Here is a 25,885-nt window from a genome sequence, read left to right as displayed (position 1 = left end):
TGTAAATTGACTATATCACTCTATGAATTCCATTAAAATCTAATTGAATAAAAAAATCCCCTCTGAACAATAAATCCCGCCTCTTTGGAGAGAATTTATGGACAAAAGGGAATCCCTCTTCATATGCTTCAGATAAAACTTTAACTTGTCGAAATCGGTGAGCGGACTGACCATCCAGCATTTACTAAACCAGTTTCATTTGAGAGCCGCCTTTTACTTCAACTGTTGTACCATCCACTTCCAGCCATATCGAATCATAAAAAGGGTTATATACAAGATCCATCGAAGCTGAAAATCGGAGCTGCTGAAACTTCTTCATATAATCGACGATTTCCATATTGGTGGCATACCAAATGTCATCACGATTGCCAATCGACTCGCAAAAGCTCTCAATCAACTCCCAGTTATTGTCCTGATCGAACTCATAGCTGTGCCCCCAAACATACATCATGTGAAGACGCAGTCTTTGATTCAATTGCTTAAATGTCTCCGCCAGTTCCGGCAGGTTCTGATTATGATGGCATGTCGGGTTCCACTCCATGAAATCATCCGGCATTCGAAAGTCGCCATGACTCGCGACCGTTCTGGCATATTCGATTCCCAGATACGGAAGCATGTCTTTAATTTGGAGGTTGAATGAACCGTTTGGATAAGAGAATCCTCTAACCGGGTAACCCGTAATGCTCTCCAGCGCTTTCCTATCTTCCATAATCTCTCCTACGATTTGCTCCTTCGCACATCTTGCCATGGTCGGATGCGTAACCGTATGCGCGGATATTTCGTGACCTCGGTAAACCTCCCCGACTTCTTCCAATGGTATTCGATCGTTCCGTCCGGCCAGTCCGGAGTTAAGATGGAAAGTACCTTTGATCCTATGCTCGTTAAACAAGCTGACCAATCGTTTATCGGCCGTTCTTCCGTCATCATAGCTCATCGTTAGAACTTTATGTTTCCCTTCGGGAAATGTTAGCAGAACATTTGCCATATGATCCTCCCATTTCTGCGTGAACAAGCGACAATAAAATAAGAGTCAACCCCTGCCCGTATAACGTCGGAAAGCAGGGAATCTTTTGATAAGCCGGAATGCTCGGCATAACCGGCGTTCCTCCGGATACGCTTTGGACCGTTCCATCAGGTTCGATTCTCTCTATAACGCCTTGCACAGTTCGATTAACGGCTTCCTTATATGTAACATCCAACCAACCCATTCGCATTCCCGCGAGCCATCCCGCCGCGATTCCCGCGCTCCCTGATGTCTCTGCATAAAATTCAGGCTGATCCATGACCGTACTCCACAATCCGCTTTCTCCCTGGTAATGCCGCAGCCCTGCCGCAAGCTGCCGATATCGGTCTACAATTTCCTCGGTAACCGGAGTCAGGGAACCTATCTCCTCGGCAATCCATGGACTCGCCAGTATGACCCATGCGTTGGCGCGAATCCAACGGGCCGAGGACATATGATTCCCTTCTGCACCGTTCCAGCCATGGAACAACACTCCGGTTTGCGGATCCTGCAGCAATCGCAGATGGACAAGCAATTGGAACTCTGCTTCTTTGGCATACTTGCTTTCCCCGGTAAGCTTCGCTAGTCTAGCCAAAAAGAGTACAGCCATAAACAAGGTATCCGCCCAGACTTGTTCGGAAAATTTGGCATTCTCAGTAACGGTATGTTCATAGGCGCCTTCCCGTGTGCGAGGTGCGTCCGCCAGCATCCAATCGCCGATTTTGATTGCCGTTTCCAAGTACCACGGTTCCCCGCTGAGCCGGTATAGCTCCGGAAATATCGCATACGGCGCCATCGAATTGATTACGTTTACGTGTTCGCTCAAATGTTTGTTGCGTTGCGTCCATCGCCGCAAATATGCAAATGCTTCTTCATTACCCGTTAGCTGGCCGTAAGCCAGAATCGAGATGACTCCGACGCCCGGTACCCAATCCCAGCTTTCGATATTCATTCCCCAATCGTTCACCGTCTTATCGATCATCCGATGATAGACGCGTTCCGCCAAGTTCGCCAGTTCCTCATTCCCCTTCATACGACCTCTCCCTAAATTTCCAAGTTTAGCAGGCTTAAAGAAATTTCTCTCAAAATGTTCTACACTTAATGTAAAGGATTCTGGCTAACGAAACTTGGCTTCTTGTTCAGAATATATGGGGATTTTTCCACAAACTCCAAGACCTTCAGGGTGGACCGTGTTAAAATATCCTTACTTATTGCATACCATTTACGTTGGAACAGGAGAACTTATAAGATGGGTTCACGTTACATTTCTTCCGGTTATCAATTGGATAACGCTACGAATCGACTCCTGGACGTTTTCCCAGTCCATTGCCATTTCCGTGATGGCGTAATTGGTCAAAGCCAGATGCATGCTCATCGGGGCTACGAGATCTATTTTTGTTTAGAGGGACATGGAAAGCTGCTGGTCGGCGATCATGTGTATTCCCTGCTGCCGGGCGCGCTAGCCATCATAAAGCCTCATGTTTTTCACCGGCCATCCGTTATCGGAACAAAACCTCTTCATCGGGTAGTGTTATCGTTGGATGAACACTATGTGCAAACGTCGTTCGACAACTCGCCCGGAATCAGCACATGTTTACACACCCTGCTTGCCGAGCCGCAACCCTACTGGCGATTAGCCACAGCGAAAATGGATTCGATCCGGGATCTGCTGCTGCGGCTTACTCGGGAGCTTGCCGATCAGCAGGATTTTTACATAGCAGCGATGCACCATCTGCTTGCCGAATTGTTCGTCATCCTGGCGCGGGAGCAATATTGTCCCCCGGACACAGACACATCAGAGAACGCTGCGTTTCATTTAGCGGAGCGTATTTTACGATATTTGACCGCACATTATGCCGAATCGATCGAGGTCAGCTGTTTGCATGAACAGTTCAATGTATCCCGCTCGCATTTGTACGATCAATTCAAACAAGCGACAGGCCACTCTTTAAACCGCTTTTTAACGATTTATCGCATCAATCAGGCCAAACGATTGCTCATGGATACGCCACTCTCTGTGACCGAAATCGCTTCTGCCGTCGGCTTTGGCGACCTCTCGCATTTTTTCCATACGTTCAAATCGGAAACTGGCTTAACGCCAAGTGTGTTCCGTAAACAGACCGGAAACTGAGGACTCACTCGGCTGGAAGTGAATTTTTGATAGTAAGCTCTGTAACAAAAGTTCATTATGCAGCAAGCTCGTCTAAATTATGTTGAAATTCAAAAAAGTGCTGGCAATTATACCAACACTTCACTATTAAACATGTATAATTCCTTACCCATCTTCACATTACAGGTAAGACAAACATTTTAAGAGTCTCGATTAACAATATAATTTAATAAATGCTTTAGAAAAGCGATATTGCGTGGCATCTCTTTCAACGCTTCCATTGCAAGGCAGTAGTGTTCCCACATCTCTTTACTGGCGCCTTCCTGACCAAGGATGGTCACAAAAGTCGAAGTGTTATTTTCAACATCCTTATTGGTTGGTTTACCAAGCAATACCAGATCTCCTTCCAAATCAAGCAAATCATCCTTAATCTGAAAGGCAATGCCCGCATGATAGGCAAATTTCTTCAAAGTCGCAATTTCCGTCTCCCTAACCTGAGCAAGTATAGCAGGCATAACCAGAGAAGCCTCAAATGCAATTCCGGTTTTGTAGAAGCATATCATATTCAATTGCTCTAGTGTCAATGCTTTTCCTTTGGAATGCAAATCCATCGTCTGTCCTATACACATATCTGCTGCCCTTTGGGAGGAATATTGTATCAAGGCAAGCACGGTTTTAGGATCGAACTTGTCAAGGGATGATTGTTCTTGAATCGCCTTCTGGATCAGAAACAGACCGGTTAATTCGGCAGTGGCGCTATTTTGTACCTGATGGAGGGTTGGACGTCCTCTACGGGTAGATGCATTATCCTGCGATGGTAGATCATCAAAGATCAAAGATGCGGTATGCATGTATTCCAATGATATCAGAAGCGGCTCGATTGCCGAAGCTTGCAGTCCATATTCGTTTACGCCCATGATCCAAGACATTATGGGACGTAGTCGTTTGCCATCCCCCTCGAGACTGTAATTTGCAGCATCAATAAGCGGCTCTTTCATCGGTGAAATTTCTTTATGTTTGGGAATATGCAATAGGTTGTTGATCTGATGGCGGACAGTTTTGACCGTATCGAAAAAGTCTTCCTTTTCTTTCCGGTCGTTTTTCAGTACAGTCACCATCTGGTCCCGAAGCAGTTTATCGAAGAAATCCACATCATCCGCTTTTCGAACCATATGTTGGATGAGACGATTGAATTCCGGATTTCCGGAGGCAAACACCTCCATAATTTCGTTATACTTTTCAATGCCGATGCGTTCTTTACATCGTTTTAGACCGTTGATGGCACGATCCAGTAGCACCTCACGGGTCTTGGCATTGGAGTTATACACGTTATGGATCAAATGGGAGATGACCGCCCAGTATAATTCAAAGGGATTTATAAGATCCGAACGCTGATCTCGGTATTTCAAATAATAGGTATAGGGTGTTACCGCCCCGTCTCTCATATCATCAAACATATCCGCAAAATCATCAGCCAACTGGTTGTAGATGCCATAATAGAATGTTCGATTATCAAATCCTTCATCCTCGGGGGCACTAATGACGGAACGGACAATCAATCGGGAAGAAGAAGATTTTAGGATGATTGGTAGATAAAGATCTTCGTTGGTGTAATTCGCATTCGATAGATCCTTTACGCGGTCCATATCCTGGGAATGAAAAAACACATAGGACTGCTCGAAGAATGTTTTCTGTGTTTCTGGTCTCTGATGTCTCTTAATGTACTCAAAAGCTTCTCGGAGCTCCGAGTGTACGTAATGGATCAAATCCATATTATTTCCGGCCCACTCACCCAAGTCTGGCACAGATCCAGTGAGAAGCGCGGTACGTATCATACGGGAATACTGTTCTTTCTCTTGATCGTCTAAGACCCCAGAATCGAGAAGATCGTCAATAAAAGGATAGGTCAAACCATAGGAATAACCCAGCCTGATGGCTTGATCTAGTCGTAGGGCACGTTCTGCAGGCAATATTTCATCGTCCATCTCTTCCATCGCATGTAGAACAACACCGATAATGATCTTGATCAGTTTGCGCTGGGCTTGCTCTGCGTTCATTTCCTTCGGAATATGGGAAGATACATTCTTAAGTTTGTTTATTACCCAGATCGTGGCGTTTTCTACGCCTTTTTTCTGGGCCCACCGATACAACCCGGCCAAACTTATATACTCTGGTTGGTCTCCCCCGTTTGCTCTGGTAGTATGAATCAAGTGATTTTTGATGTCGACAACTAAACGCTGAATCCTGGTCTGTGTGTCAGGAGAATCTAGAGCTTTTCCCAGATCCCTCATGTACATATAGGAAACGCTTCGATCCAAGTAATCATCCATTTTACCTGTATAATTCAACCACCCAATATATCTATAATAATCCCGTGAATCAGGTTTTCTCTTCCCCTTCGAAAAAAAGGCTAGCCATGAATGAGGATGAATATGGTTCCTTTTCCACAATTGAAAATCTTCAGTCAGGGTAGGCACATAGATCTTATCCATAACCTGAGCATAAAGTGATGCAAAATACTGAGCTGCCTTCTGCTCAGCCAGCCGATACGATGTATCGGCATGATCTGTAAACTTCTCATTCATACGCTGAATTACCTCAACTTCTATTTTAGTTTAACATGTATGCATTTCTCTATAGACTTCAACTGATTGTTGAATTGCTCGTCGGATCATGTTCTTATCTTTATACGTGAAATAATCTTTTATGGTTACGAAAATCGTTATGAGGGTAATGGAATCCGCTCTGAAAATATCTGGAAGTGTCGCTGAAATAAAAAAGCCGCGATTTACGCGGTTTGTTATATGTCCATCATCACGATAAGATAGGCCAGAACTACCAATATCATCTTTTTACCAAGGGATTATGCCTTGATCATTGAAGAAGCCTCCCGTCTGCCCGTCCTCCGGAAGCGTGGCCAGTTGAACTACAATTTCCGCCGCCTGCCTGACATCGCGCGTACCCCGAAACTTTCCTCTATCATAAGGTCCCATTTTCCCGCCTGTCCACTCTCGTATCTGAAATACTTCCTTTCCTCGCCCCGACATGTATTCCATACTTACCTATCCAATAAATCAATAAAACAAAAAGGAGCTGCCTCATAGCAAGCTCCTTTTATCATGTCACATAAGTTTAATCGTCTTCTTTTTTACGTTACTTTTATTTAAAATTTTTGTTACTCTTTTAATTCCTTCTGTCCCCATGAAACTACTAACAGATGCTGCTAATACACTTAAAGAAACTAATTTAACTACATAGAAAATTCCTGCTCCAATTATTAAATCTAGGATTACAAATCTCCTTATTGTAGAGCCTTTTATAACGTAAATAACTATTGGGCTGTTTTTATCCGTTTTCAACAGCATCACACCTTAATTTGTTTATAAAAAGGGTATGATAAGATAGCCTGGTCATATTCTCCCTTCTTCCGTGATGTTCATAGTCTACCCTTGTGTTGCTTTCTTGAAATTCGTAATAGCTTCCTTCAGCTCAGCTGTAGCTTCATCTACGTTAGCTTGCGTGAAGCCTTCAGCCTTCAGCTTTCTCATGATATTAATCGAAGCCTCAGCTAAATGCCCCTTTTCCTTACTATATGGATCACCTGTTTGCTGAAGGAGTGCCTTCGCTTCATCAAGCAATTGCTGCAATTCGGTTGTGTCCACCATTTGGTGATCTTCTACCTGCACTGTCGACTCAAAAGCTTGCGATTTGCCATTGTATGTCATCGTAACTTTGATCGTTGCCGTGCCTTCTTTTACTCCCTTAATCTTGATACTGTTGCTGGATTCGCTTACCTTCTGAACGGCATCACCAATAATTTCCCATTGGTAGGAAGCTTCTTCTGTCGGCAATACATATCCGTTGCTGTAGTTGCTCAACAGTTTGATCGTTCTTTCTTGAGCAGGAGTGGAGAAGAAATGATATTCGCCGCGCCAACCAACTTTTTTGCCTTTTTTCAATTCTGCCGATTTGTTAAACACTTGTAGGAAATATGATTTTCCATACTCCTGCGTAAATACAACCGGCTGATCGTCAGCGAGATACTGCAATTGTCCAAGCCCGTAATTGCGATCAAGCGATACGAGCAGTTGATGCTGATTCGCATCTTTCACCGCAGAGCTAAGCAAATACTTATCAACGTCGGGATGTTGGGACTTTGTCCCAGAGTCACTATACTTACCCGCTTCACTTCTTGCGACTTCCGTCTCTCCAGCATAGTATCGAATTTCATGATTCCATGCTCCATTGACGGACTGAAGTCCATAATAGCGATACAAGGTGATGTCTTCCAAAGGCTTAATCTCAGTATGGACTAGTACTTTGCCACCCTCAACTTCATACGTAACCGTTTCTTGCAAAATTTCACGGCCGCTGCCGTCCTGCTCCTTCGTATTGAAGCCTTGGATCCGATTGACTACCTTTATCTTTACTTTGCCACCGGATATGATCTTCCCGTCTTGAAGCTCCTTCCCGTCAACCCACACTTTATATTGTATGGTTCTGCCCGTCGTAGAGCTATTCTCGCCGCCATCGTAGTTGTGATTGCCACCGGTGAAGTCCTGACCTTTACCATTTCCATTCTGATTTGCGCCTACAATATATGGGCCGACCCAATCCGAAATATCTGGCTGCAGCATATCTGAAGGACGTGCCAAGTCAGGGCTTGTATCCTTATTCACATTCGGACTAAGACGCCATTCTTTCATTCCATACAGCTTGTTTGCACCGGCATGATCAAACACGATCCACATATCGTTGCTTCTATTATATTTGTGTGCAATCTTGAGTTTGCTACCTTCCTTCACAACATATTGGGTGTCTCCCTGCAGTGGAAGAACCGGATTATTGAATCCTCGGTTGATATTTAGAGGTGTCTCCGTCCCCTTCAGCTGATTGTATGCCCATCGCGCGACTTCCACGACTGCAGATTCCGCTTCATATGGCCCAATCTGTGCACGAATCACAGCTGTACCTTCTTGAACAGCTTGAATCTTGCCGTCTGGCGTTACTTCAATGACACCAGGATCAGAGCTGGTGAACACCGCATCTTCATTTACTTGCTCTTTGCCATTCTTGTCGATGACAACCGGTGCCCATACCGCACCAATATCCATCGTAGTCAGCTTGGATGGAAGAGATATCCTATAGTCGGGTGGAGCGCTGTCTTCTTCATATTTCATTAACTTTAAATCGTCAACGTAGAACGTTGCATCCTCCGTTTGCTTGTTACGCATGAGCGCAATGCGAATCATATTTTGGGTTTTGCTGCCCGCTTTCTTCATTTCTTGTATCGATTGTTCAATGACTGTCCATTGCCCAGGTGGGAGCACCAGGTTTTTGGCATAAGTTTTTCCCCAATCATACTCATACATGTACATAACTTTGAACTCTTGAGGTTGGGGAGAAGGATTGTACACGGCAAAGCTTACGGTATCGTACTCACTCCAATCCTTGAGCGTGTATGCTGGGTACGATTCTTCTGGTGGGACTTTCCAGAATCCGTCATAATCCGAATCAATGTAAGCCCCAACCCAGCTATCTTCTAAAGCCTTGAAATCGATCTTTAGTGATTGATTGCCTTGCTGAACATAAGTTGCATCGGTTACCGTCGCACGTTTCACATAATTGCTGTTGTTCGTACCGTATACCATATCCCCTTCAAAATCAACGAGGGGCTTCGATTCCTTCACAGGACCTCCAAATGCATTCTGGAGAGCAATGTCACGATAAATCGTCTGCTGGTCACGAACATCAACCGTCACCTCACGACTCTGCATTCCCTGCTTCTCTACAACAAATGAATTTTGTGTTGCGAATAAACCGTTCATCTCAAACTTTCCGTCCTCATCTGTTGTTACGACAGTTCCGGCCTTATCGGTTAGCGTAGCATCAGTAATACCATTCCCTTTATGATCTACCACTCGGCCCTTATAGTTTCCTACCGGAGCTGTATACGTTCCTTTAGCAAATTTATAAATGTCTGTATACATCTGTTTTGCCGCTGGGATCTCTGAGTGGTAAAGATCATAAATGGCATAAACATCTTGATAATATGCAATCATGGCATCATTCATAAATTGCTTTTTGACACCTGTAATCAGGTAATTATAAAAGGCTTGACGATACCTTGGAAGGTCAATGATTCGTTGATCAAATTCAACCTCAACCCCGGTTTCATTGGCGTAGGCAATATTCGCAGTATCCTCTACACGTTGAATTGTAGAGTCCTCGTCAAAGTAGTGATTCGGTTGAATTGCAGAAAAATCAAACCCGAGTCGATTGCCATTGGCCTTCTCCAATGCCCCAAACCAAGGGATCCACCCTAGACGCATCCCTCGCTGCTGCAAATATTCTGAGGCATATTTCGCACTCTCCTGCTCACCAGCAACGGTTGTATCCAAGTCTTCCTGCAGCCAGTAGAACCCACTTAGCTTCAGATGTTTATAATTTTGCTGCTCAAAACGAGCTGTCATTGTATCTACATACCAGCGTATTAGCGCTTTTCGAGTATCCAGACTTTCCAGATTTTTAACGGTTCCATCACCATTGAAATCACCGAAGTCTTTACTTTGTGGATCTGGGAACGGCAAGGTTAAATATACATTCACCTTCTTATCCGGATCTTTCAAATCACCGCTTACCTGCTCAGCCGCGGCCTCGAGACCATCCAGCTGTATTCCTTTTTCGAATACCCGATCCATCGCCCATTTCCAGTCCTGCAGGGTACCCGGCTTGCTGCCGGCTACCCAATCGTAATAACGTGCCAGACTGCCTTTGTATGGAGAGGATGTAGTCAGCATGAGGAATGTGTCAAAGAAATAGTCTTCTGCAACGCCCTCGTCATTCAGATAACCAACATAAGGTAGGAACTGATCCTTGTCATAATCCCCTACCTTCACTCCATCATAATTGTCTGGATTATAGTAGCCTGTGTAGATAAGCGCAATGTTTGAAGCACCATTGGATTTTTCACTGTTCTTGGGTAAGTAAGCTGCAGATGTGACTGGTGAGAAGATGGAAGACATGCTTACAGAAACAAACATAAATACAGCTGTAAGTACGCTGATCCGTTTCTTTAACCTCATTATACGAATTCACTCTCCTTCAAGTTAGATAAAACGCTTACAAAAGCTTGTTGTTTTATACTTCGCATTCATCTCCTTTCTCCTAACTATCTAAATATATGGAATATAAATCCTTTTAATAATAACAAATTGGATACTTATTTCAATCAATTATAAAAAAACGACGAGTTTAGGCATTCCCATACTCGTCCCGTCTATTCCTGCGGCGAACTCGCCTTTTGTATGCTGATCAAAAAATAAATTGGGTGTGTCCCGTGGGCGGTTCCTACTGCCCGAATGGCATTAGAAACCTGGAAACTTGTACCTTTATTAATTTACTGAGAATACAGTTCTAATATTTTTTGTATAGGTAAATTATCCGTAGTACTCATATCAACAAAATAAGGTGATTGCCATTTTTTAGTTGATATCGCTTGTTTGCTAGTTGGATTATCCCAACTAGGATAAATCCTTATTGCCATTTTCCCTCTTGTAGTACTCGTCTTAAAGATATTTTGTTTTGCAAGAATTTCTTTTGGGAAAATAAATTGCCCAAACTGATTATTACTCATAGAGGTATTGATGACCAATAAATCAGGAGCCTTTTCATATGTAAAGGGTTGATTTTTATTATTTTCGTCTTTTTCCCAAAATGCAACAAACTGCCCTACTTTCTTAGGTGTTATTTTTGCGACTCTAAACCGAACTGATTTAGAATTTAAGTGAAATGTTCCAGCGCCGTAATCTGAATTTTGATTTTCTTCTTGAATGGATTTTAAAATTAAATGATTAGGTTCGTAAACTATTTTGTTTACATGAGCTAACGCTCTATAAAATTTATTCACTTCTCTACTCCTTACTTCTCCTAATAATATGTAGTTTCTATTTTCTAGCTTATCAAAAATTTACATTGAATACATATAAATAATGTGAAAACTATTGTTACAAGGTGACTGCTCTACCCTCACTACTCAACTTGTATATTCGGACTGACCATCTAGGATTTATATTCGAGGTGAGCTGTTGGGAAAGTATCCGAATGTACGAATGAATTTCACCCATTAGGATAACCTACATCAATATCTAAAAAATTTAATTGTGGTGAGAAAAACAATGATACAAAAAATACCCTACCTTCCACTTCGGGCTATTGTAATATCTTTACTGATTTTAGCCATGACTGAAGAAATTGCGCACAACCCTGCCTATGCCGCCGAACCATCCTTGCCGATTGTGGCTGACCAAGGCATTTATTCTATCGAAGTTTACCCTCAGTATCATCAACTGATTGTACGGGCACAGGGACAGAAATTCAAAACATATCGCATTGCGGTTGGAAATCCATCCACTCCTACCCCTGTTGGAGAATACCAAGTTGTATATAAGGGGAAAGATTGGGGTCCTTCCTTTGGCCCACGATGGCTTGGCTTAGACGTCCCATGGGGAAGTTACGGTATTCACGGTACAAATAGGCCGTACTCCATTGGGAAGCATTTGAGTCACGGTTGCATTCGTATGCGTAACAACGATGTCCTTGAATTATTCGAGATGGTCCCAGTCGGTACAAAAGTAACCATTTATGGCCATGTATTGGGAGGACCGAATCATGAACCAAGGGATTTGGCGGAAGGCGATGTTGGAGGAGATGTGCAACTGATTCAATCCCGTTTGAAAAGTTCCGGTTACTTCGAAGGGATATGTAACGGTAAGTTCCACTCGAATACAACCGCAGCTTTAAAAAAATTTCAACGTGATCACCATTTGGCGCAGAACGGTGTCGTCTCGAAAAAGGTGTATGCAGCATTGGGATTGTTGGAATGAAGCATAACTCTGAACTTTTGTAATTTCTATTTTTCTAACTAAAGCCACTAAAAATGAAACCCAGCATCTTTATAATAAACGCTGGGTTTCAACGATGCCTCAATTCGCTTTCGACAGAAGGTAGAGGAAATAGGGAGTTACAAAGATCGTAATAATGACTCCCGTTGGAATATCTGCGCCCATACTGACGGTGCGGGAGAAGGTGTCTGCCGCCAGGATAACTAGCGCGCCTATCAGCGCGGCAGTGGGTATCATGAACTTGTGATTGGGGCCTACCATCCTGCGGGCTATATGAGGACCAATCAATCCCACGAAGAAAAAGTTGCCGCCAAGCGCCACGCTGCCAGATGATAGCGCGACTGCCGCCAACGTCAGACCGATAAACTCCCGTTTGATCGCGACGCCTAGTCCAGTTGCCATTTGATTCCCAAGTTTTATAGTGTTCAACGTATTCGATTTGTACAGAACATAAGAACTGATAAGAATCACCCAAGGAAACAGTACCATAATGTATTTCCAGTCGTCCCCCCATAAATTTCCGATCTGCCAGCGCAGAGCAAAATCATACTGTTTCTGGTCGAGACCAAGCGTAATCACCAGCGACAATGCGCCGTATCCGCTCCCCATAGCCACACCGGTTAAAATCAAACCTGTAGGTGAAAGCTCCCTTCCCTTTCTGTAGGCAAGTACAAATATCAGCAGCGCTGCGGTGATTCCGCCAACAAAGGCCAGCAACGGCAACAACAGTGGTGATAAGAGCCCTTTCGTCGCAAAAACAGTAATATATAATAAAACAAACAATCCGGAGCCCGAGCTGATTCCCAATGTTCCCGGACTCGCCAAATCATTTTTGAGCAAACCCTGCATAACACAGCCCGAGATGGACATACCCATCCCCACTAAAATAGCCAATACGATACGTGGCAATCGAAGGTCAAATACGATTAGATTTTGCTTCTCCGTCCCCTGTCCGATGATCACTTTCAGCACCTCGATCGGAGATAAATTTAATCTCCCGACATTCATGCTAATCACCGCCACTATGAATAGCAGTACGGACAACAGCAAAATAGTAGCAATCGGCCTTGCTGACGTGGAACGCTTACTAACGAGTTGAGTCAACTAAACTCCCTCCTTTGTTTGCGCACGAGATAGAGGAAGTATGGAACTCCGATCAATGCAAAAATAATTCCAAGAGGTGTCTCGTGAGGGCGGCCCAACATTCTGCCTAGTAAATCTGCGCCAACCATAAACACAGCACCGTACAAAGCGGAGGCGGGCATGATAAACCGATAGTCCACACCAATAATAAATCGCACGATATGCGGAATGATTAGCCCGACAAAACCGATTGGACCCACAACAATAACGGAAAGGCCCGTCAATATTAACACAATCACCGTTGAAGAGCCTTTAATCAATTTGACACGAAGTCCAAGACCGGCCGCGAGCTCCTCTCCGAAGTTAAGAATCGTTATAGATGGGGAGAGAGCGATCGCCCATATCAGTCCCATCACAAATAACGGTGAAACATAAGCAAGCTGCATCCATTCAACGTTGGCAGTACCTCCAGCCGTCCAATAGGCCAAATCCTGACCAATATCGTATTTGAGGGCAATATACGTGCTGAAAGAACCAAACAGCATTGAAATCGACATTCCTGCCAGCACCAGACGTTGCGGTGTCATTCCCCGCTTACCGACGGATGCCAGATAATAAGTGATGGCTGTAGTGATGGCCGCACCCATACAGGAATATATCATCGTTTCCACATAAGTGCGCCCGGGCAAAAAGGCCATGCACATCGCAATTGCAAATGTAGAGCCCGAACTGATTCCGAGTAGTCCGGAATCGGCCAATGGATTACGCGTGGTTCCTTGCATGATAGCTCCACAAACAGCCAAGCTGCTGCCAACGACAATATCCGCTACCGTGCGTGGTAGCCGGAAAACATGAATAATATGATGTTCCGTGATCTCCGGATCGAAATTGAACACCGCTCCCCATGCCAATTCAAGGCTCAAGTCCGCTGCGCCGAATGAAATTGATGCTGCGGTTGCTAAAATCAGCAGAACTATACCTGCCAACATGAACAAGCTAAACTTGAGCCTTCCATTGTAGCCCTTGTTTGTATCCTTTGCTTCTATTAACATATTGACACCCTTAAATTATACGTATTATTCATCATTACTTCTTTTCTAGTTCCAACAACCGATCCACCATATAATCCAACTGGGCGGTCATGCTGGCAACATCAGAGTAATAGAACAAGCCGCCATATTGCCCCGGTACTTCTATGATATTTCCATTCTTGACGGCTGGAATGCTATCCCAAATTACCGTATTTGCATATTCGGATTCATACCCTTCTTTTAGAAACCAGAGAACGTAGTCCCCAAAATATTGAGAGGCCACTTCATAGGACAGGGAATCGCGTCCTTTCTCTGATTGCTTGATCAATTGCTCCAGCTTTTCCGGCTTTTTCAGTTCAAGATATTCATAGAGCAACGTGCCTCCCCGTGAACCCGTCTCATACATAACCCCGTATGATTCTCGACCCCAGTCCTGGAGTATACTGAAGGTTTTATCTTTGAAAATGCCGCTGCTCAGTTTTTCCTTCGCATTTTTTAGCTTCTCCTCGAAGACGGAAATCGCTTTTTGGGCCTCTGCTTCATGACCAGTTGCTTCGCCGAGGAAGGATAACCGCTCAGATGAGCTTAAGTCCCCTTCAGGGGCCACGATAACCGGGGCAAGCTTGGAAAAATTCTCGAAATCCTTAGGATCAAAAGTAATGATCAGATCGGGTTCGTATTTCAAGATTTCTTCGGACTCCCATTTTTCAGTGATCGGAATGCCCTCAAACTGATCGTAAAAAGGCATCGCTTTATCAGCACGAGCGTTTATCGCAACAGGCTTAATTCCAAGCGTAAATACATCCCCGACATACCAGTTGACAATGACACGCTGAGGATTAGCAGGCACTTCCACTTCCCCCATCACCGTCGATACTTTTCGAGTGCCGGACTTCCCCTCTGTCTTCTCTGATTCTGATTTCTCTGCTCCATCTGTCGCAGTGGCAGACGTTTCAGTAGACGTCTTATCCTCACCACTAGATAAATCCGAGTTGTTGTTTGTATTGCTGCAACCGGCCAAAACCATCATTACGACAACCAAAGCACATACGATTAGACCCAGTTGCTTGTTCATTTTGTTTATCATCTTCTCTTCTCCTTCTTAAGTAGAATAAATGTCTGAGCATACTTGTCCTACCGAGCCATACTACAAAAAAATAATAGGTTCGTAAGAGACCTACGCAAGACTGTAATTGATAATGATTATTATTATCAATGAAATCAGATTACCAATATCCCTATATTTTGTCAATTGATTCTTTTCAAAGTTTTGTTAAACGAAAATGAAAAGAGAACTTTAGGACATAAATAAAAAAACCGCGATTTACGCGGTATCTAATGTCTCTTTGTTCTTATCCGGCATCAGTCAACGCGACCACGGCTTGGCGAAGAACGGTGTCGTCACGAAAAAGGTGTATGAAGCATTGGAATTGTTGGACTGAAGATCTTACGTTTTGAATATAAAAAACAGATCAGCATTTACGCCGATCTGAACAAAGTGTGCTCATGATCTCTGTTAGAGAAACATCTCATTCATGTTTTCTAGTTTCTTTTCAGTCCAATACCGCTCTCATATGCTCAATCGTAACCGCCCAGTGAGATGCAGTCCAATACTTGGCTTTGTTCTTCACAAAAATAATTTGTGGCGATTCATGCTTCATATTTAGATCCTCTGCAATTTTATTGGAAACCGGACGGGATTCGATGACTTTAACAAGAATGTAATCCAAATCACGATTTGGTGTCTCCTTCAGATAATGATCATACTCTGCAAGAGCATTAGCACTAACTGGACAGGTCGTACTATGCTTTAAAATAACTTGACCGCGTTCTGAAGACTTCTCCAGAATCGCACTCCACTCTTCTAAGGTCATAATTTCTTTCCACTGCATTTTTTGGTTTATCTCCTTTGAATTAAATATAAGTGTACCCACAATACTTCAATTATCTATTTTACATAGTTTTGAATACTTATTCGAGATTTTCATTTGAGAAATCACCAAAATTACGATTTCTGGGCTTTCACGATAAGAAAATGAGGATTAGTCATAAGACGATCAAACCATTATGAGTTGAATCGTTCCCTTCAATAGTTCTTCACAGTTCAAGTTTTTAGCATAGGTGGGCTTAATGGAACGAACAAGATCTGCCCCAGTCGAGCCAGGTCTGACTAGTTCAGCACCGGATTCAACCATTTCCCTACAACACATGAGTTGCATTTCCCGCTTACGAATACATAACAATTCGCCCATTTTCTTCTTTTGAATACACTGTAATAAATACAAACATGGAGGGTGGAATTAAATATGGGTCTTGGTTATCGTGAAGCTATCCTTTTTACTTCAAACTATGGAGGAGTTTCCTATGACATTTGGCTTTATCAACCTTTAACAGGTTTTACTTTTAAGCTAACCCAAGATCTTGGTGAGGTATTTTCGATTCCTTATTGGTCGCCAGATACCCAGAACATTTCCTTTATCGGTAAAAGCAATATTGTTTACGTGTTTAATTTAAGGAGTAGGGCGTTGGCACAAATCGATCAAATTGAACCTTATACTTTACTGAGTTGGTCGCCGGATAGCCAAAACTTGAGTTATGTGAAAAACGGACGCATTGTGATTTATAACATCAACTCCCATGTCAGCAGTACAATCGTTCAAGAGGGGGCCACAGACGTCCAGTGGTTTCCTTCAGGAGAAGCCCTCCTGTTTGCCGCTCCGGATGGAGCGGGCAACGTCCAACTATACAAAATCAACAGAGATGGCTCGAACAAGCAGCAATTAACTCAAAATACAGAGGGACCGCTCCACAATGTTAGAATTTCACCTAACGGACAGTTTGCTCTATATACATCACCAGGAGCCAGCATTTCCTTAATCACCACTGTGAACCTGACAACAGGAGAAAGCTACCGTCTTGAAGGCGGACCGCAGGCAAAAAACTATTTCCCCGAATGGTCGCCGGACTCTTCACTTATCGCATACAGCGCCACCGATATCGTGCAAAATCAATATATTTCTCTTATCCAGACCGACAGTAGAGTTGGAGGACAACAGAAAACATTGGCTGTCTCATCTTGCTTCTCCACCCCCGTGAGTTGGTCCCCAGATGGGAACCGAATCGCTTACTTATCGGGATGTGAAAATCAAGAGCAAGCAAACCAAATTTGGATCGTTGATGTAAGAAACCCTAATAACCCGATCAAAGTTGTTGAAGCGAGGTGGATCACAGCTCTGAATTGGTCACCACCAATACATGATGCCCATCGAAAACGATTGTATCTGAATCATGAATACAAGGTATCTTTCTTCTACCCTGTCAATTGGAGAAAAGTTACAGAGGAAAGGTACGAAGGAATCGATGGATTTTTTCAGATATCCGCTATCTCCTCAGAGGGGGGAATTCACGAAGTATGCAGGTCGGAAGCATTCCATATATTGAAACCCTATGGATCCAATCCCCAAATCATTCCAACTCTTCTCCACTCACAAGCAGCCTGTTTCATATTTCCTTCCGAAGATCAGCCCACAGAAATGAGAAATCAGGCGGCACTTATCGTTAAATATCCTTATCCTATAGTAATTCAAGGGAATTCATACCAATATTTTATCTTATGGGCTGATCGCAATCACTTGATCCCACTTGGACAGACTCTCTCATTTATTTAAGATGAAATTTAATACCATTCATTAATGAAATATTCTGACTGAATTAAAAATTGAAAAGATTAAACAACCTTGTGTTTAATCTTTTCAACGTAAACGCGAAGTGTCAATCGTTTTACACGAACGATGTTTTATGAAGTGAAATATTGGATGCAATAAAGAGGCGCCTAACAAGGGCCCCTCTTGGTTGTCCGTCATATGTTTATTGGATAGGTATACCTGTCTTCCGGTATAATAGTTTACCGATTCTCCCTGCCTTTTGGAATCAGACATATTCGATGACCCAATATCATCCTTAGATCAACTGTTTGAAGAAGCAACTGTTAAAAGGATTGCCCGACTAATCTTATCCCGACAAGTTAGAGTCTTCAGTCACCAACTCTCATTCCTTACTTTACTTGAAGAAGCAGCAAGTGACCTGGGAGTTGAATGTGATGTTTACTTAGATTCTCGAATCTTCAAATAACCGCCTAAATCCGCTAGCGCTTCCTCGCTAAAATATACATATTGCTCTTTGTTTTCATTACAGATTACACGCACCAGCCCTTTAGTTAAATCAAGATCTTCCAAATTGCAGCTGGAAACCTCAGACAAGCGAAGTTCACGATTAATTTAATGGAAATTATGAATTCTTATATTGGTTTTGCCGGAACATTTCAAAATCAATAATAAACTCGAACACCCTTTCCTAGGGCCTGTCTTCAAACTATAAAACTAGCATTATAAGTGGTAAAATCAGGTTATGAAGAGACGATACGAAATACATGACGATCAGTGGGAACTTATCAAAGACGTGTTGCCAGCCGAACGAAAGAAACAAGGAGGACGACCTGCAAAAAATAACCGGACCATGCTCAATGCCATGCTCTGGATTGCTAGAACCGGCGCGCCTTGGCGCGATTTACCGGAGTATTATGGTCCCTGGAAATCGGTTTACACTCGGTTTCGTCGGTGGCAAATGTCAGGCGTATGGGAGCGAGTCCTTGAACAGATTTCGATTGAACCCGACTTCGAAAATGTGATGATCGATGCGACGATTGTTCGCGTTCATCAACATGGAGCCGGAGCAAAAGGGGGCAGCAATTTCAGGCAATCGGCCGCTCCAGAGGCGGATTAACAACCAAAATCCATGCAATTGTAGATGCGCTGGGTAACCCTTTGCGTTTTGAACTCACCGGCGGCCAAAATCATGATTGTGTGACCGGTTATGACATGTTGAAATGCATGGAACTCGCTGGAGCAAACGTGTTGGCTGATCGAGCTTATGACACCAATGATATTCTCGATTTTCTTCATGAGCAGCAGGCTCAGCCCGTGATTCCGAGCAAAAAATCTCGTAAGATTCAGCGTGAATGTGACTGGTGGCTCTACAAAGAACGTCATGAAATCGAATGTTTTTTCAACAAGATTAAACACTACCGCCGGATAGCTACCCGGTTCGATAAATTAGCCTGTACGTTTAGAGCTTTTTTGACACTGGCTTCCATTATGGTTTGGTTGGCTTAGGTTTGAAGACAGGCCCTAGTTGAAGTAATCCAATTTAGGCCTCACTCTGGTTTCACGCCCCTGTCAATAAGAAACAGATGTGAAAATTCTAATCGTACTTTAATAAAAGGCGGAAGACCCCACAGATACAGTAAAATTTCGACCCTTAACAATTTATGTGAATTTTAAATGTGTTAGAGTTTATTCAGGTGATCACCCAGACTACAACACTGGAGGTAACAGATGAATACAACTTTCAACAAAAGACGTTTTCGCAACTTTGGTATTGGAGTCAGCTTAGGTATAGCCTTGTTTTCTGTAGGGACAGGATTTATTGATAACACTAATACGGCTTATGCGGCAACAGCTACCACTACTGGGGATCAAGTCATCTCAACCGGTCTGAAATATCAGGGAGTACCTTATAAATTCGGGGCGGAATCCGGAAGAACCGATGCTTTCGATTGCTCCTCTTTTACTCAGTTTGTTTTTAATCAAAATGGGGTATCCATTCCCCGTTCATCCAGACAGCAGTCCACTGCCGGAACGTTCGTACCAAGGGATCAGCTTCAGCCTGGAGACCTTGTATTCTTCTATTCTCCTATTCATCATGTTGCCATTTATATGGGGGATGGAAAAATAATCCACACGTTTGGAGAAGGGGGAGTTACGGTCACTCCTCTGAATACAGGCTGGTGGAATTCCCACTACTCAACAGCTCGTCGGGTCTTACCTTCGAACGGACAGGCTGTCGTGAATTCTGACAGCAGACACGCAGCAACTTCTCCAGCCACTACTGCTCCCACACCTTCCGGTAATCCTTCTCCGGATCAAGCATACGATGATGGCGAGCAAAACGAAAATTAATAGTCAAACAAACAAGCTGTTTCTTGATTATATTCAGAGGCGGCTTGTTTGTTTACCGAAAAAATTTCACAATGTAGTTATAACTTGATAAAATTCCCTGTGCATACACATATCTCCGTAACCAGAATGGATCCATCCACAGATTATCGATTTAGATAAGAAACGGCCCCTGCACTGAATTCGGCATGTTGCCGCGAAGCCTGATATTTGCTCGAATCCTGGCCAATAGTTCCTCTATTTCAAACGGCTTTGTTATGTAATCATTAGCCCCCTGATCTAACCCAGCTACTTTTTCTGAAGTGGCATTTCGGGCCGTTACCAGAATCACTGGAGTAAATGCATCCACTTTCCTTGATCTTCTTAAGATTTCCACACCGTTAAGTTCCGAAAGCATGGTATCTAGAATGATGAGATTCCAGTCATGACCAAGTGCTTTCTCCAGCCCCTTCCTACCGGTTTCGGCAATCTCAACATGATAGTCCTCGTGAGTTAGCTCCAACTCCAGAAGCCGTGAAATTTTTGCTTCATCATCAATAACTAGTATGGACTGCTCCACATTCACTTCTCCTTTTCAGCCATTCTTAACCTGAAAAATGGACAGGAACCACCCGCATTGGAATAGTATCCTGTCCACGTTCATTTATTATTCATCAGCAGTTGCCCATCTACTCCTGATGCTTGTTTTCATTCTCCGAAGCATCGGACTTCTCTACTTTAACAATATTGCCGGTTACAGCATCTACTTTCACTTCAGTTTTTCCCTTCTTATCGTGGGTAATTTCCACACTATAGACAACGGCCACATCTTCGTTTTCAAGCTCTGTATGGTTTACCGTTCCTTTTACCCGACCGAGTGCAAGGGAAATACTTTTTTTAGCCTGCTGTCCCCATCCGACACGGATTGCCCGGTTGTCTGTGCAGTGGATTTAACGGGATCATTGGTTGCCGGCAAAAGCTGGCGATCTCCTCGATGGGAATCCGAAAGAGGTCGCCATGACCGTACCAAAGAATTTGTTACATCCTTTTGCTCGCATTTCGCGTATTATGGTTTCCATAAACCATAATTTCTCATAACTTCAATCCATTAATCCGGCAGCTCTTAAAAAGCGACATACAATATCCATCTGATATTTAATCCGAACGGTACGCTCTAAACTCCAGCAAGTTTCGACAGTAACCGCTTTTGCTCCTAGTATACGGGCCGCAGCTGTGCGTGAAGATCCAGGGAGCTCTCGTAACCGGATGTTAAAATGATTTGATTGGATAGAAATTGAGCGATTCATGCTCTTGATGATATCTTTTACTACAGCTAAACCGCGACTTTCAGAATTAACGATCAACGTCTGACCAAGTCTCTTCGGATTTCTTTGGGACAATCCATTCGCTTCATGCAGATCCAAATACCATGAGGGACGATAACGCTGTGCTAATAGAAACAAAGCAGCGGCTAACGGATGTTGTGCAGGTGTATTTCTTTTGCGCGGAAAAGCTCGGTTTAGATCCGGCACTCCTCGGATGCGCTTGCGGTAAGCTTCTTTATTAATTTTCGGTATGACAATTAAAGTTCCACAGTCAATAAAGAGTCTTCTCTGATTGAGAAGGTTTACCAATTCTTGAGCTGCCCGTATACTTCCCGTCTCATTTCCGTGAATACCTGAGACTACCATAAAGGCAGGGCCTGGTAGCTTACCTTTAATCACATAATAAGGTGTTGCAAAAGATGTGGCCGACGATAAAATATGCTTCTTAACGAACATCGTACTTCACCTCCGTTTGCTATTACCTGATTCTTTTTGAATGACGTCTTGATATATTCTTAAATAACTGTCAGTCATTTTCTTGTTTGTAAAGCGTTTAATAACGTACTTTCTCAATATAAGCGGAGGGGGATAGTTCTTCTGCCGAACCTTTACTATCATCTCACTCACAGTGTTACATATTAAATTAGGAAATTCGGATAATACTTCCGGCACTGCACCGTTTCTGAGCGCCAACACAGGAGTACCGCAAGCCATACTTTCTATCATCACCAGCCCGAACTGTTCTTCCAACAACGTCGGAAATAGTACACATTCCGCATGCTTGAACAGCTGCTGCTTCAGTTTTCCACCCACGGGCCCAACATAACGGATTTTCGCATTTTTCTGGATGCGCGGCTTAACCTCTCTTCGAAAAAAATGCAGGTCTTTTACGGGTCCAGCGATAATCAACTTTTTCCCGGTCTTTTCAGCGACTTCTATGGCTTGTAAAATACCTTTATCGCGAATGATTCTACCAATAAACAACAAATATCCATGTTTCTCTATGCTGAATTCATATTCACTCGTATTAATCCCGTTATATACGTAAAAGCCTTTGTTGTTCCCCATAAGCTGGCGGGCACTTTTACTGACGTATACCGGGTATTTGACGCGTCGTCTGTCCGGGATGTGAATGGTGCACAGAGTTGGAATGTTCAGATTGGCCTGGCCCAGAGCGGAACGGAATGTATGGTCGTGGATAATGTCAGCTCGCTCTGGTGTCTTACGTATAACAAACCCTGCGATATTTTTATGCCGAAACCCCTTTGGATAGGTAATAAGATTTGCCTTGCTCCTACTTCCCAAAGCCGCAAATAAATACACCTTATGCCCTCGTCTAACCAGTTCCTCCGTCAGTTCAAAAACAATTTTCTCAGTCCCTCCCTTAATGGAAGGCACAGGCTGTGCATTCGGATAATTCGAAATCACTTGAACGATCGTTAATCTTTTAGAATCCTGAATCAGCTTTTTCATGCAAAAGATCCTCCTACTAAAACGATTCAATAACTGTTGAATATCTTTTCGGCTATACAAGTATTGCATAGCGAAGTAAATGAATACCGCGATGAACGACCTACGAGGGGGGGGGGAAGTTTAAATCGAGAGAGTTTATTAGGATACCACTTAAAAACATTTGTATATAAATATAACTATATTTCCTTAACGTTTGGACTAATCAGCAAAGAGGTTATGGGACATCCCATGGCTTTTTTGTTTTATTTGGTGCTAACAAATCCAGGTTATTTCGCTCAGTTTAACCCTTACTTTTTTTATATTAGGTAGTAGACTTTGAAAGTTTGATACGAACTTGGATATGTGTCTATAAACTTAGGGTCCAACCTAATTTATGAACGGATTATCCTCTTTTTCATAACATGCAAGTATTAGCACGAGTACTTTCTTTAAAGGAGGCACGTCCGTTGCAAAATAAAAAGGAATTGCAAAACTCCAGTCTTAACCAGAGATTTAGATATACTGACCTTCATCTCTCTAATACTACTAATTACTGCTGTGATCAGTCTAAATATTGTTTGGATTAATCCGAAGCAGCCAAACTCGTCATGCGAACTTGTGATTTAGCTATAACAACTTTTGAAGAGTAAAATGCAGGTACACAATAAACTATGCTATAAAAACAAATCTTGAGTGGGCACCACTTGACAGTAGAAAATATGGAAATTAGCGGCCAATAACCATGAACATAAGGAGTGGACTTAAAAGATGCGTTTACTCATCATTGCTCCCGAAGAAATCCCTGTTCCTCCACCTGTCGGAGGTTCCGTGGAACACTGTATTTATCACATTGCAGGGCAGTTTTCTTCTTCCGTGCATTCCGTAACTATTATCAGCAGATGGAAAAATGGCTATCCGAGAACAAGTACATTCGACCATGTAACGATTCACCGAGTAAACGGCACTTCATCTAAACCTTATCTCTCCCAGGTTATCCGAAAAGTAAAAAACAGAAAGTTTGATTTGATCCAAATCGATAACCGTCCCAAATTTGTTCCTGCCATCCGAAGAGAGTTCCCGCACACGCCGATTTCGGTATTTTTGCATTCCACTACCTTTATTTCTCCGCCGATGACCTCCATCAGTCAAGCAAATAAAGACTTTAATGGGGCCGATCTGCTTATTGGCAATAGTCTATCTCTACAGGAGCATTTAAAGAAAAAATTCCCGAAACATAGCAGCAAAGTCCATTTTGTACATTTGGGTGTGGATTTGGGCCAGTTTCATCCGTCCTCCCGCAACAACTCCGGAACTCGGCCTTTTACCGTTATATTTGCAGGCCGTCTGATTCCCAAAAAGGGGATTCCTGTAATCATCCGAGCAATGAGAAAAGTCAGACAATCCATTCCATCCGCAAGACTTGTTATTGCTGGTGGAACCGGCAAATCGGAATATAAACGGTACCTGAAGAAACTGTCGGTTTCTTTGGGAGTCCCGACCACATTCAAAGGTTATGTGGCACGTTCCAAAATGCCTGCATTCTATAATTTGGGAGATTGTTTCGTGTGTCCTTCTCAAGGGCATGAAGCTTTTGGTTTAGTCAATGTCGAAGCCATGGCTTCAGGTGTGCCTGTTGTAGCTTCCAGAAACGGCGGGATTCCGGAAATCATCAATCATCGGCATAACGGACTTCTGGTAACGGATTACCGAAATCCTGAGGCTTTTGCAAAAGAAATTTTTGCTGTGGCTACAGATCGAGAATTTGCAGCCAGACTGGCGAAGCAAGCACGCGAAGATGCACTGCAAAATTTCAGTTGGAGAAAGACTGCTAAGAAACTGGAGTCCATCTATGCTTCAGAAATCAGAACGAGGAGATCTGTCTAATGCCTTCTAAAGAAATGCCACCCCCAAAAAAACTAAGCACATTGGGTAGCAAATGGTCGAAAACAAAGATTCTTCTCAAGCATCCTCGGCTTCGTCAGTTTGTACCGGATACCCGTATTTATTCCTATGAAAATTTGTACGTTATGCTCACTAAGCACAAGATGGTATATATAAAACCGGTTAAGGGCTCTTGCGGCAACGGTGTCATCAAGGTCGTCAAGCATAATGAACATAAATATGCATACCATCTTGGCACTAACCCACGCAGCTTTAAGACGTACAAGGACCTGTATTCTTCTCTCGGCAAAAGTAAATTAAAACGTGAGTATATTGTCCAGCAAGGTGTAGATTTGCTCACTTATCAGAATCGAATCTTTGATATTCGGATTATGATCCAAAAGAACGATGAGAAAAAATGGGAAAGCACCGGTTATATCGGCCGTCTTGCGCACCCCCAAAAAATCGTAACCAATTTCCACAATAGTGGAAAACCGCTTCCTTTGGAAATATTGCTCAGCCCCTATCTTCAGGGTGTAAAGAAAAAAGAATACATCGACACCTTAAAAGACTTAGGGGATCAAATTGCGGAAGAATTTCATAAAAGATTCCCGGGCTTTAAGGAAGTGGGCCTTGATCTCGGAATAGATTCTTCCTTAAAACCGTGGATTATTGAAGTTAATACCCGTCCGGATGCTTATATATTTAATCAATTGAAAGACAAAACTATGTTCCGTAGGGTACTTTATCTTAAGAGATGGAACGGTTTGTTGAATTATAAAAAGAAAATTACCCGGTAATGGTTTCAACTGAGGCACAGAGTATCCAAAGCATAGGAAAGGGAGAGCTGTTGCAGCTCTCTTTTTTGTTTAAGAAGTCCGTCATATAGTTTAATCTGATTTAATTGACGTTGGATCCAACTATAATAATAAATGTCAGGAAATTATCAGGATCTGAGAAAGCACGATTTACGCGGTTCCTTATGTCGATATGCTCTTGTCCTCCGACAGCAGGGTTGCCAAAAAGAGCGAACGGAGAATTCCGTTCACTCTTTACCTGATTCTGATAGAGTTTTTCTTCATCCGGTGGAACTTTCGTTGCCCT

The 25,885-nt window shown here is 43.1% G+C and carries 20 protein-coding genes and 2 pseudogenes; 7 read left to right on the top strand and 15 right to left on the bottom strand.

Annotated features, from left to right (window positions below; translation table 11 throughout):
- Positions 1-184: 184 nt before the first annotated feature.
- Together B9N86_RS12610 and B9N86_RS12605 are read right to left on the bottom strand one after the other, a co-directional pair.
- The gene (locus B9N86_RS12610) at positions 185-985 is read right to left on the bottom strand and encodes a polysaccharide deacetylase family protein (RefSeq protein WP_208919523.1); all 801 of its coding nucleotides are present in this window, start codon (positions 983-985) and stop codon (positions 185-187) included.
- Positions 945-2,036, bottom strand: a complete 1,092-nt coding sequence (locus B9N86_RS12605; protein ID WP_208919522.1) for a glycoside hydrolase family 88/105 protein — start codon at positions 2,034-2,036, stop codon at positions 945-947. Before B9N86_RS12605 ends, B9N86_RS12610 begins: the two co-directional genes overlap by 41 nt.
- Before the next feature lie 216 nt (positions 2,037-2,252).
- Between B9N86_RS12605 and B9N86_RS12600 the strand changes: the two genes are divergently transcribed.
- The gene (locus tag B9N86_RS12600; protein WP_208919521.1) at positions 2,253-3,134 is read left to right on the top strand and encodes an AraC family transcriptional regulator; all 882 of its coding nucleotides are present in this window, start codon (positions 2,253-2,255) and stop codon (positions 3,132-3,134) included.
- A gap of 179 nt (positions 3,135-3,313) precedes the next feature.
- Here the strand turns inward: B9N86_RS12600 and B9N86_RS12595 are convergent, their stop codons facing one another.
- The 5 genes from B9N86_RS12595 to B9N86_RS12575 all read right to left on the bottom strand — a co-directional run bounded on the left by B9N86_RS12595 (position 3,314) and on the right by B9N86_RS12575 (position 11,022).
- Positions 3,314-5,698 carry a polyprenyl synthetase family protein gene (locus B9N86_RS12595; protein WP_208919520.1) on the bottom strand — a complete coding sequence of 795 codons (2,385 nt, stop codon included), beginning with the start codon at positions 5,696-5,698 and terminating at the stop codon, positions 3,314-3,316.
- Positions 5,699-5,965: 267 nt separating this feature from the next.
- Positions 5,966-6,169 carry a hypothetical protein gene (locus B9N86_RS12590; protein WP_208919519.1) on the bottom strand — a complete coding sequence of 68 codons (204 nt, stop codon included), beginning with the start codon at positions 6,167-6,169 and terminating at the stop codon, positions 5,966-5,968.
- 66 nt (positions 6,170-6,235) lie between these two features.
- Entirely contained in the window at positions 6,236-6,472 is a 237-nt protein-coding gene (locus B9N86_RS12585) for a hypothetical protein (protein WP_244563062.1), read from the bottom strand.
- A gap of 84 nt (positions 6,473-6,556) precedes the next feature.
- On the bottom strand, positions 6,557-10,198 hold the full coding sequence (locus tag B9N86_RS12580; RefSeq protein WP_208919518.1) for a DUF4855 domain-containing protein: 3,642 nt from the start codon (positions 10,196-10,198) through the stop codon (positions 6,557-6,559).
- 314 nt (positions 10,199-10,512) lie between these two features.
- Positions 10,513-11,022 carry a MepB family protein gene (locus B9N86_RS12575; RefSeq protein WP_208919517.1) on the bottom strand — a complete coding sequence of 170 codons (510 nt, stop codon included), beginning with the start codon at positions 11,020-11,022 and terminating at the stop codon, positions 10,513-10,515.
- Positions 11,023-11,353: 331 nt separating this feature from the next.
- Between B9N86_RS12575 and B9N86_RS12570 the strand changes: the two genes are divergently transcribed.
- Positions 11,354-11,998, top strand: a complete 645-nt coding sequence (locus tag B9N86_RS12570) for a L,D-transpeptidase family protein (protein ID WP_244563061.1) — start codon at positions 11,354-11,356, stop codon at positions 11,996-11,998.
- 99 nt (positions 11,999-12,097) lie between these two features.
- Here the strand turns inward: B9N86_RS12570 and B9N86_RS12565 are convergent, their stop codons facing one another.
- The 4 genes from B9N86_RS12565 to ytxJ form a co-directional block, all read right to left on the bottom strand.
- Entirely contained in the window at positions 12,098-13,120 is a 1,023-nt protein-coding gene (locus B9N86_RS12565; protein WP_208919515.1) for a FecCD family ABC transporter permease, read from the bottom strand.
- Positions 13,117-14,151, bottom strand: a complete 1,035-nt coding sequence (locus B9N86_RS12560) for a FecCD family ABC transporter permease (RefSeq protein WP_208919514.1) — start codon at positions 14,149-14,151, stop codon at positions 13,117-13,119. The genes B9N86_RS12565 and B9N86_RS12560 overlap by 4 nt, the downstream gene beginning before the upstream one ends.
- Positions 14,152-14,185: 34 nt before the next feature.
- Complete coding sequence (locus B9N86_RS12555) at positions 14,186-15,217, bottom strand: ABC transporter substrate-binding protein (protein ID WP_208919513.1); 1,032 nt, start codon at positions 15,215-15,217, stop codon at positions 14,186-14,188.
- Positions 15,218-15,683: 466 nt separating this feature from the next.
- Positions 15,684-16,022: a bacillithiol system redox-active protein YtxJ gene (gene ytxJ, locus B9N86_RS12550; RefSeq protein WP_208919512.1), complete on the bottom strand. Its 339-nt coding sequence runs from the start codon at positions 16,020-16,022 to the stop codon at positions 15,684-15,686.
- 414 nt (positions 16,023-16,436) lie between these two features.
- Here ytxJ and B9N86_RS12545 point away from each other — a divergent pair, with 414 nt between their 5' ends.
- From B9N86_RS12545 to B9N86_RS12535, 3 genes and pseudogenes are all read left to right on the top strand, one after another.
- The gene (locus B9N86_RS12545; RefSeq protein WP_208919511.1) at positions 16,437-17,798 is read left to right on the top strand and encodes a TolB family protein; all 1,362 of its coding nucleotides are present in this window, start codon (positions 16,437-16,439) and stop codon (positions 17,796-17,798) included.
- A 739-nt stretch (positions 17,799-18,537) separates the two neighbouring features.
- Positions 18,538-19,301, top strand: a protein-coding gene (locus tag B9N86_RS12540; RefSeq protein ID WP_208914755.1) for an IS5 family transposase whose coding sequence is annotated in 2 segments (ribosomal slippage) — positions 18,538-18,874 and positions 18,874-19,301 — 765 coding nt in all. Because the reading frame shifts where the segments join, the coding sequence is not laid out codon by codon here.
- A 222-nt stretch (positions 19,302-19,523) separates the two neighbouring features.
- Positions 19,524-20,012: pseudogene (locus B9N86_RS12535) on the top strand (C40 family peptidase); the annotation flags it as partial.
- A 334-nt stretch (positions 20,013-20,346) separates the two neighbouring features.
- Here B9N86_RS12535 and B9N86_RS12530 read toward each other — a convergent pair.
- The 4 genes and pseudogenes from B9N86_RS12530 to B9N86_RS12515 form a co-directional block, all read right to left on the bottom strand.
- Positions 20,347-20,703, bottom strand: a pseudogene (locus tag B9N86_RS12530) (response regulator transcription factor); the annotation flags it as partial.
- Between the two features lie 109 nt (positions 20,704-20,812).
- Positions 20,813-21,013 carry a PepSY domain-containing protein gene (locus tag B9N86_RS12525; RefSeq protein WP_244563137.1) on the bottom strand — a complete coding sequence of 67 codons (201 nt, stop codon included), beginning with the start codon at positions 21,011-21,013 and terminating at the stop codon, positions 20,813-20,815.
- 210 nt (positions 21,014-21,223) lie between these two features.
- Positions 21,224-21,904 carry a M14 family metallopeptidase gene (locus B9N86_RS12520; protein WP_208919509.1) on the bottom strand — a complete coding sequence of 227 codons (681 nt, stop codon included), beginning with the start codon at positions 21,902-21,904 and terminating at the stop codon, positions 21,224-21,226.
- A 6-nt stretch (positions 21,905-21,910) separates the two neighbouring features.
- The gene (locus B9N86_RS12515; protein WP_208919508.1) at positions 21,911-22,921 is read right to left on the bottom strand and encodes a glycosyltransferase; all 1,011 of its coding nucleotides are present in this window, start codon (positions 22,919-22,921) and stop codon (positions 21,911-21,913) included.
- A 747-nt stretch (positions 22,922-23,668) separates the two neighbouring features.
- On the opposite strand from B9N86_RS12515, the gene B9N86_RS12510 reads away from it, so the two are divergent.
- Together B9N86_RS12510 and B9N86_RS12505 are read left to right on the top strand one after the other, a co-directional pair.
- Positions 23,669-24,784 (top strand): glycosyltransferase family 4 protein, encoded by a 1,116-nt coding sequence (locus B9N86_RS12510; protein WP_208919507.1) that lies wholly within the window; start codon positions 23,669-23,671, stop codon positions 24,782-24,784.
- Positions 24,784-25,581 (top strand): YheC/YheD family protein, encoded by a 798-nt coding sequence (locus B9N86_RS12505; protein ID WP_208919506.1) that lies wholly within the window; start codon positions 24,784-24,786, stop codon positions 25,579-25,581. Before B9N86_RS12510 ends, B9N86_RS12505 begins: the two co-directional genes overlap by 1 nt.
- Positions 25,582-25,885: the final 304 nt, after the last annotated feature.

The organism is Paenibacillus uliginis N3/975 (genome assembly GCF_900177425.1).
In the GTDB taxonomy this organism is placed as follows: Bacteria; Bacillota; Bacilli; order Paenibacillales; family Paenibacillaceae; genus Paenibacillus_AQ; species Paenibacillus_AQ uliginis.
This window is presented reverse-complemented; position numbering and strand designations above follow the sequence as displayed.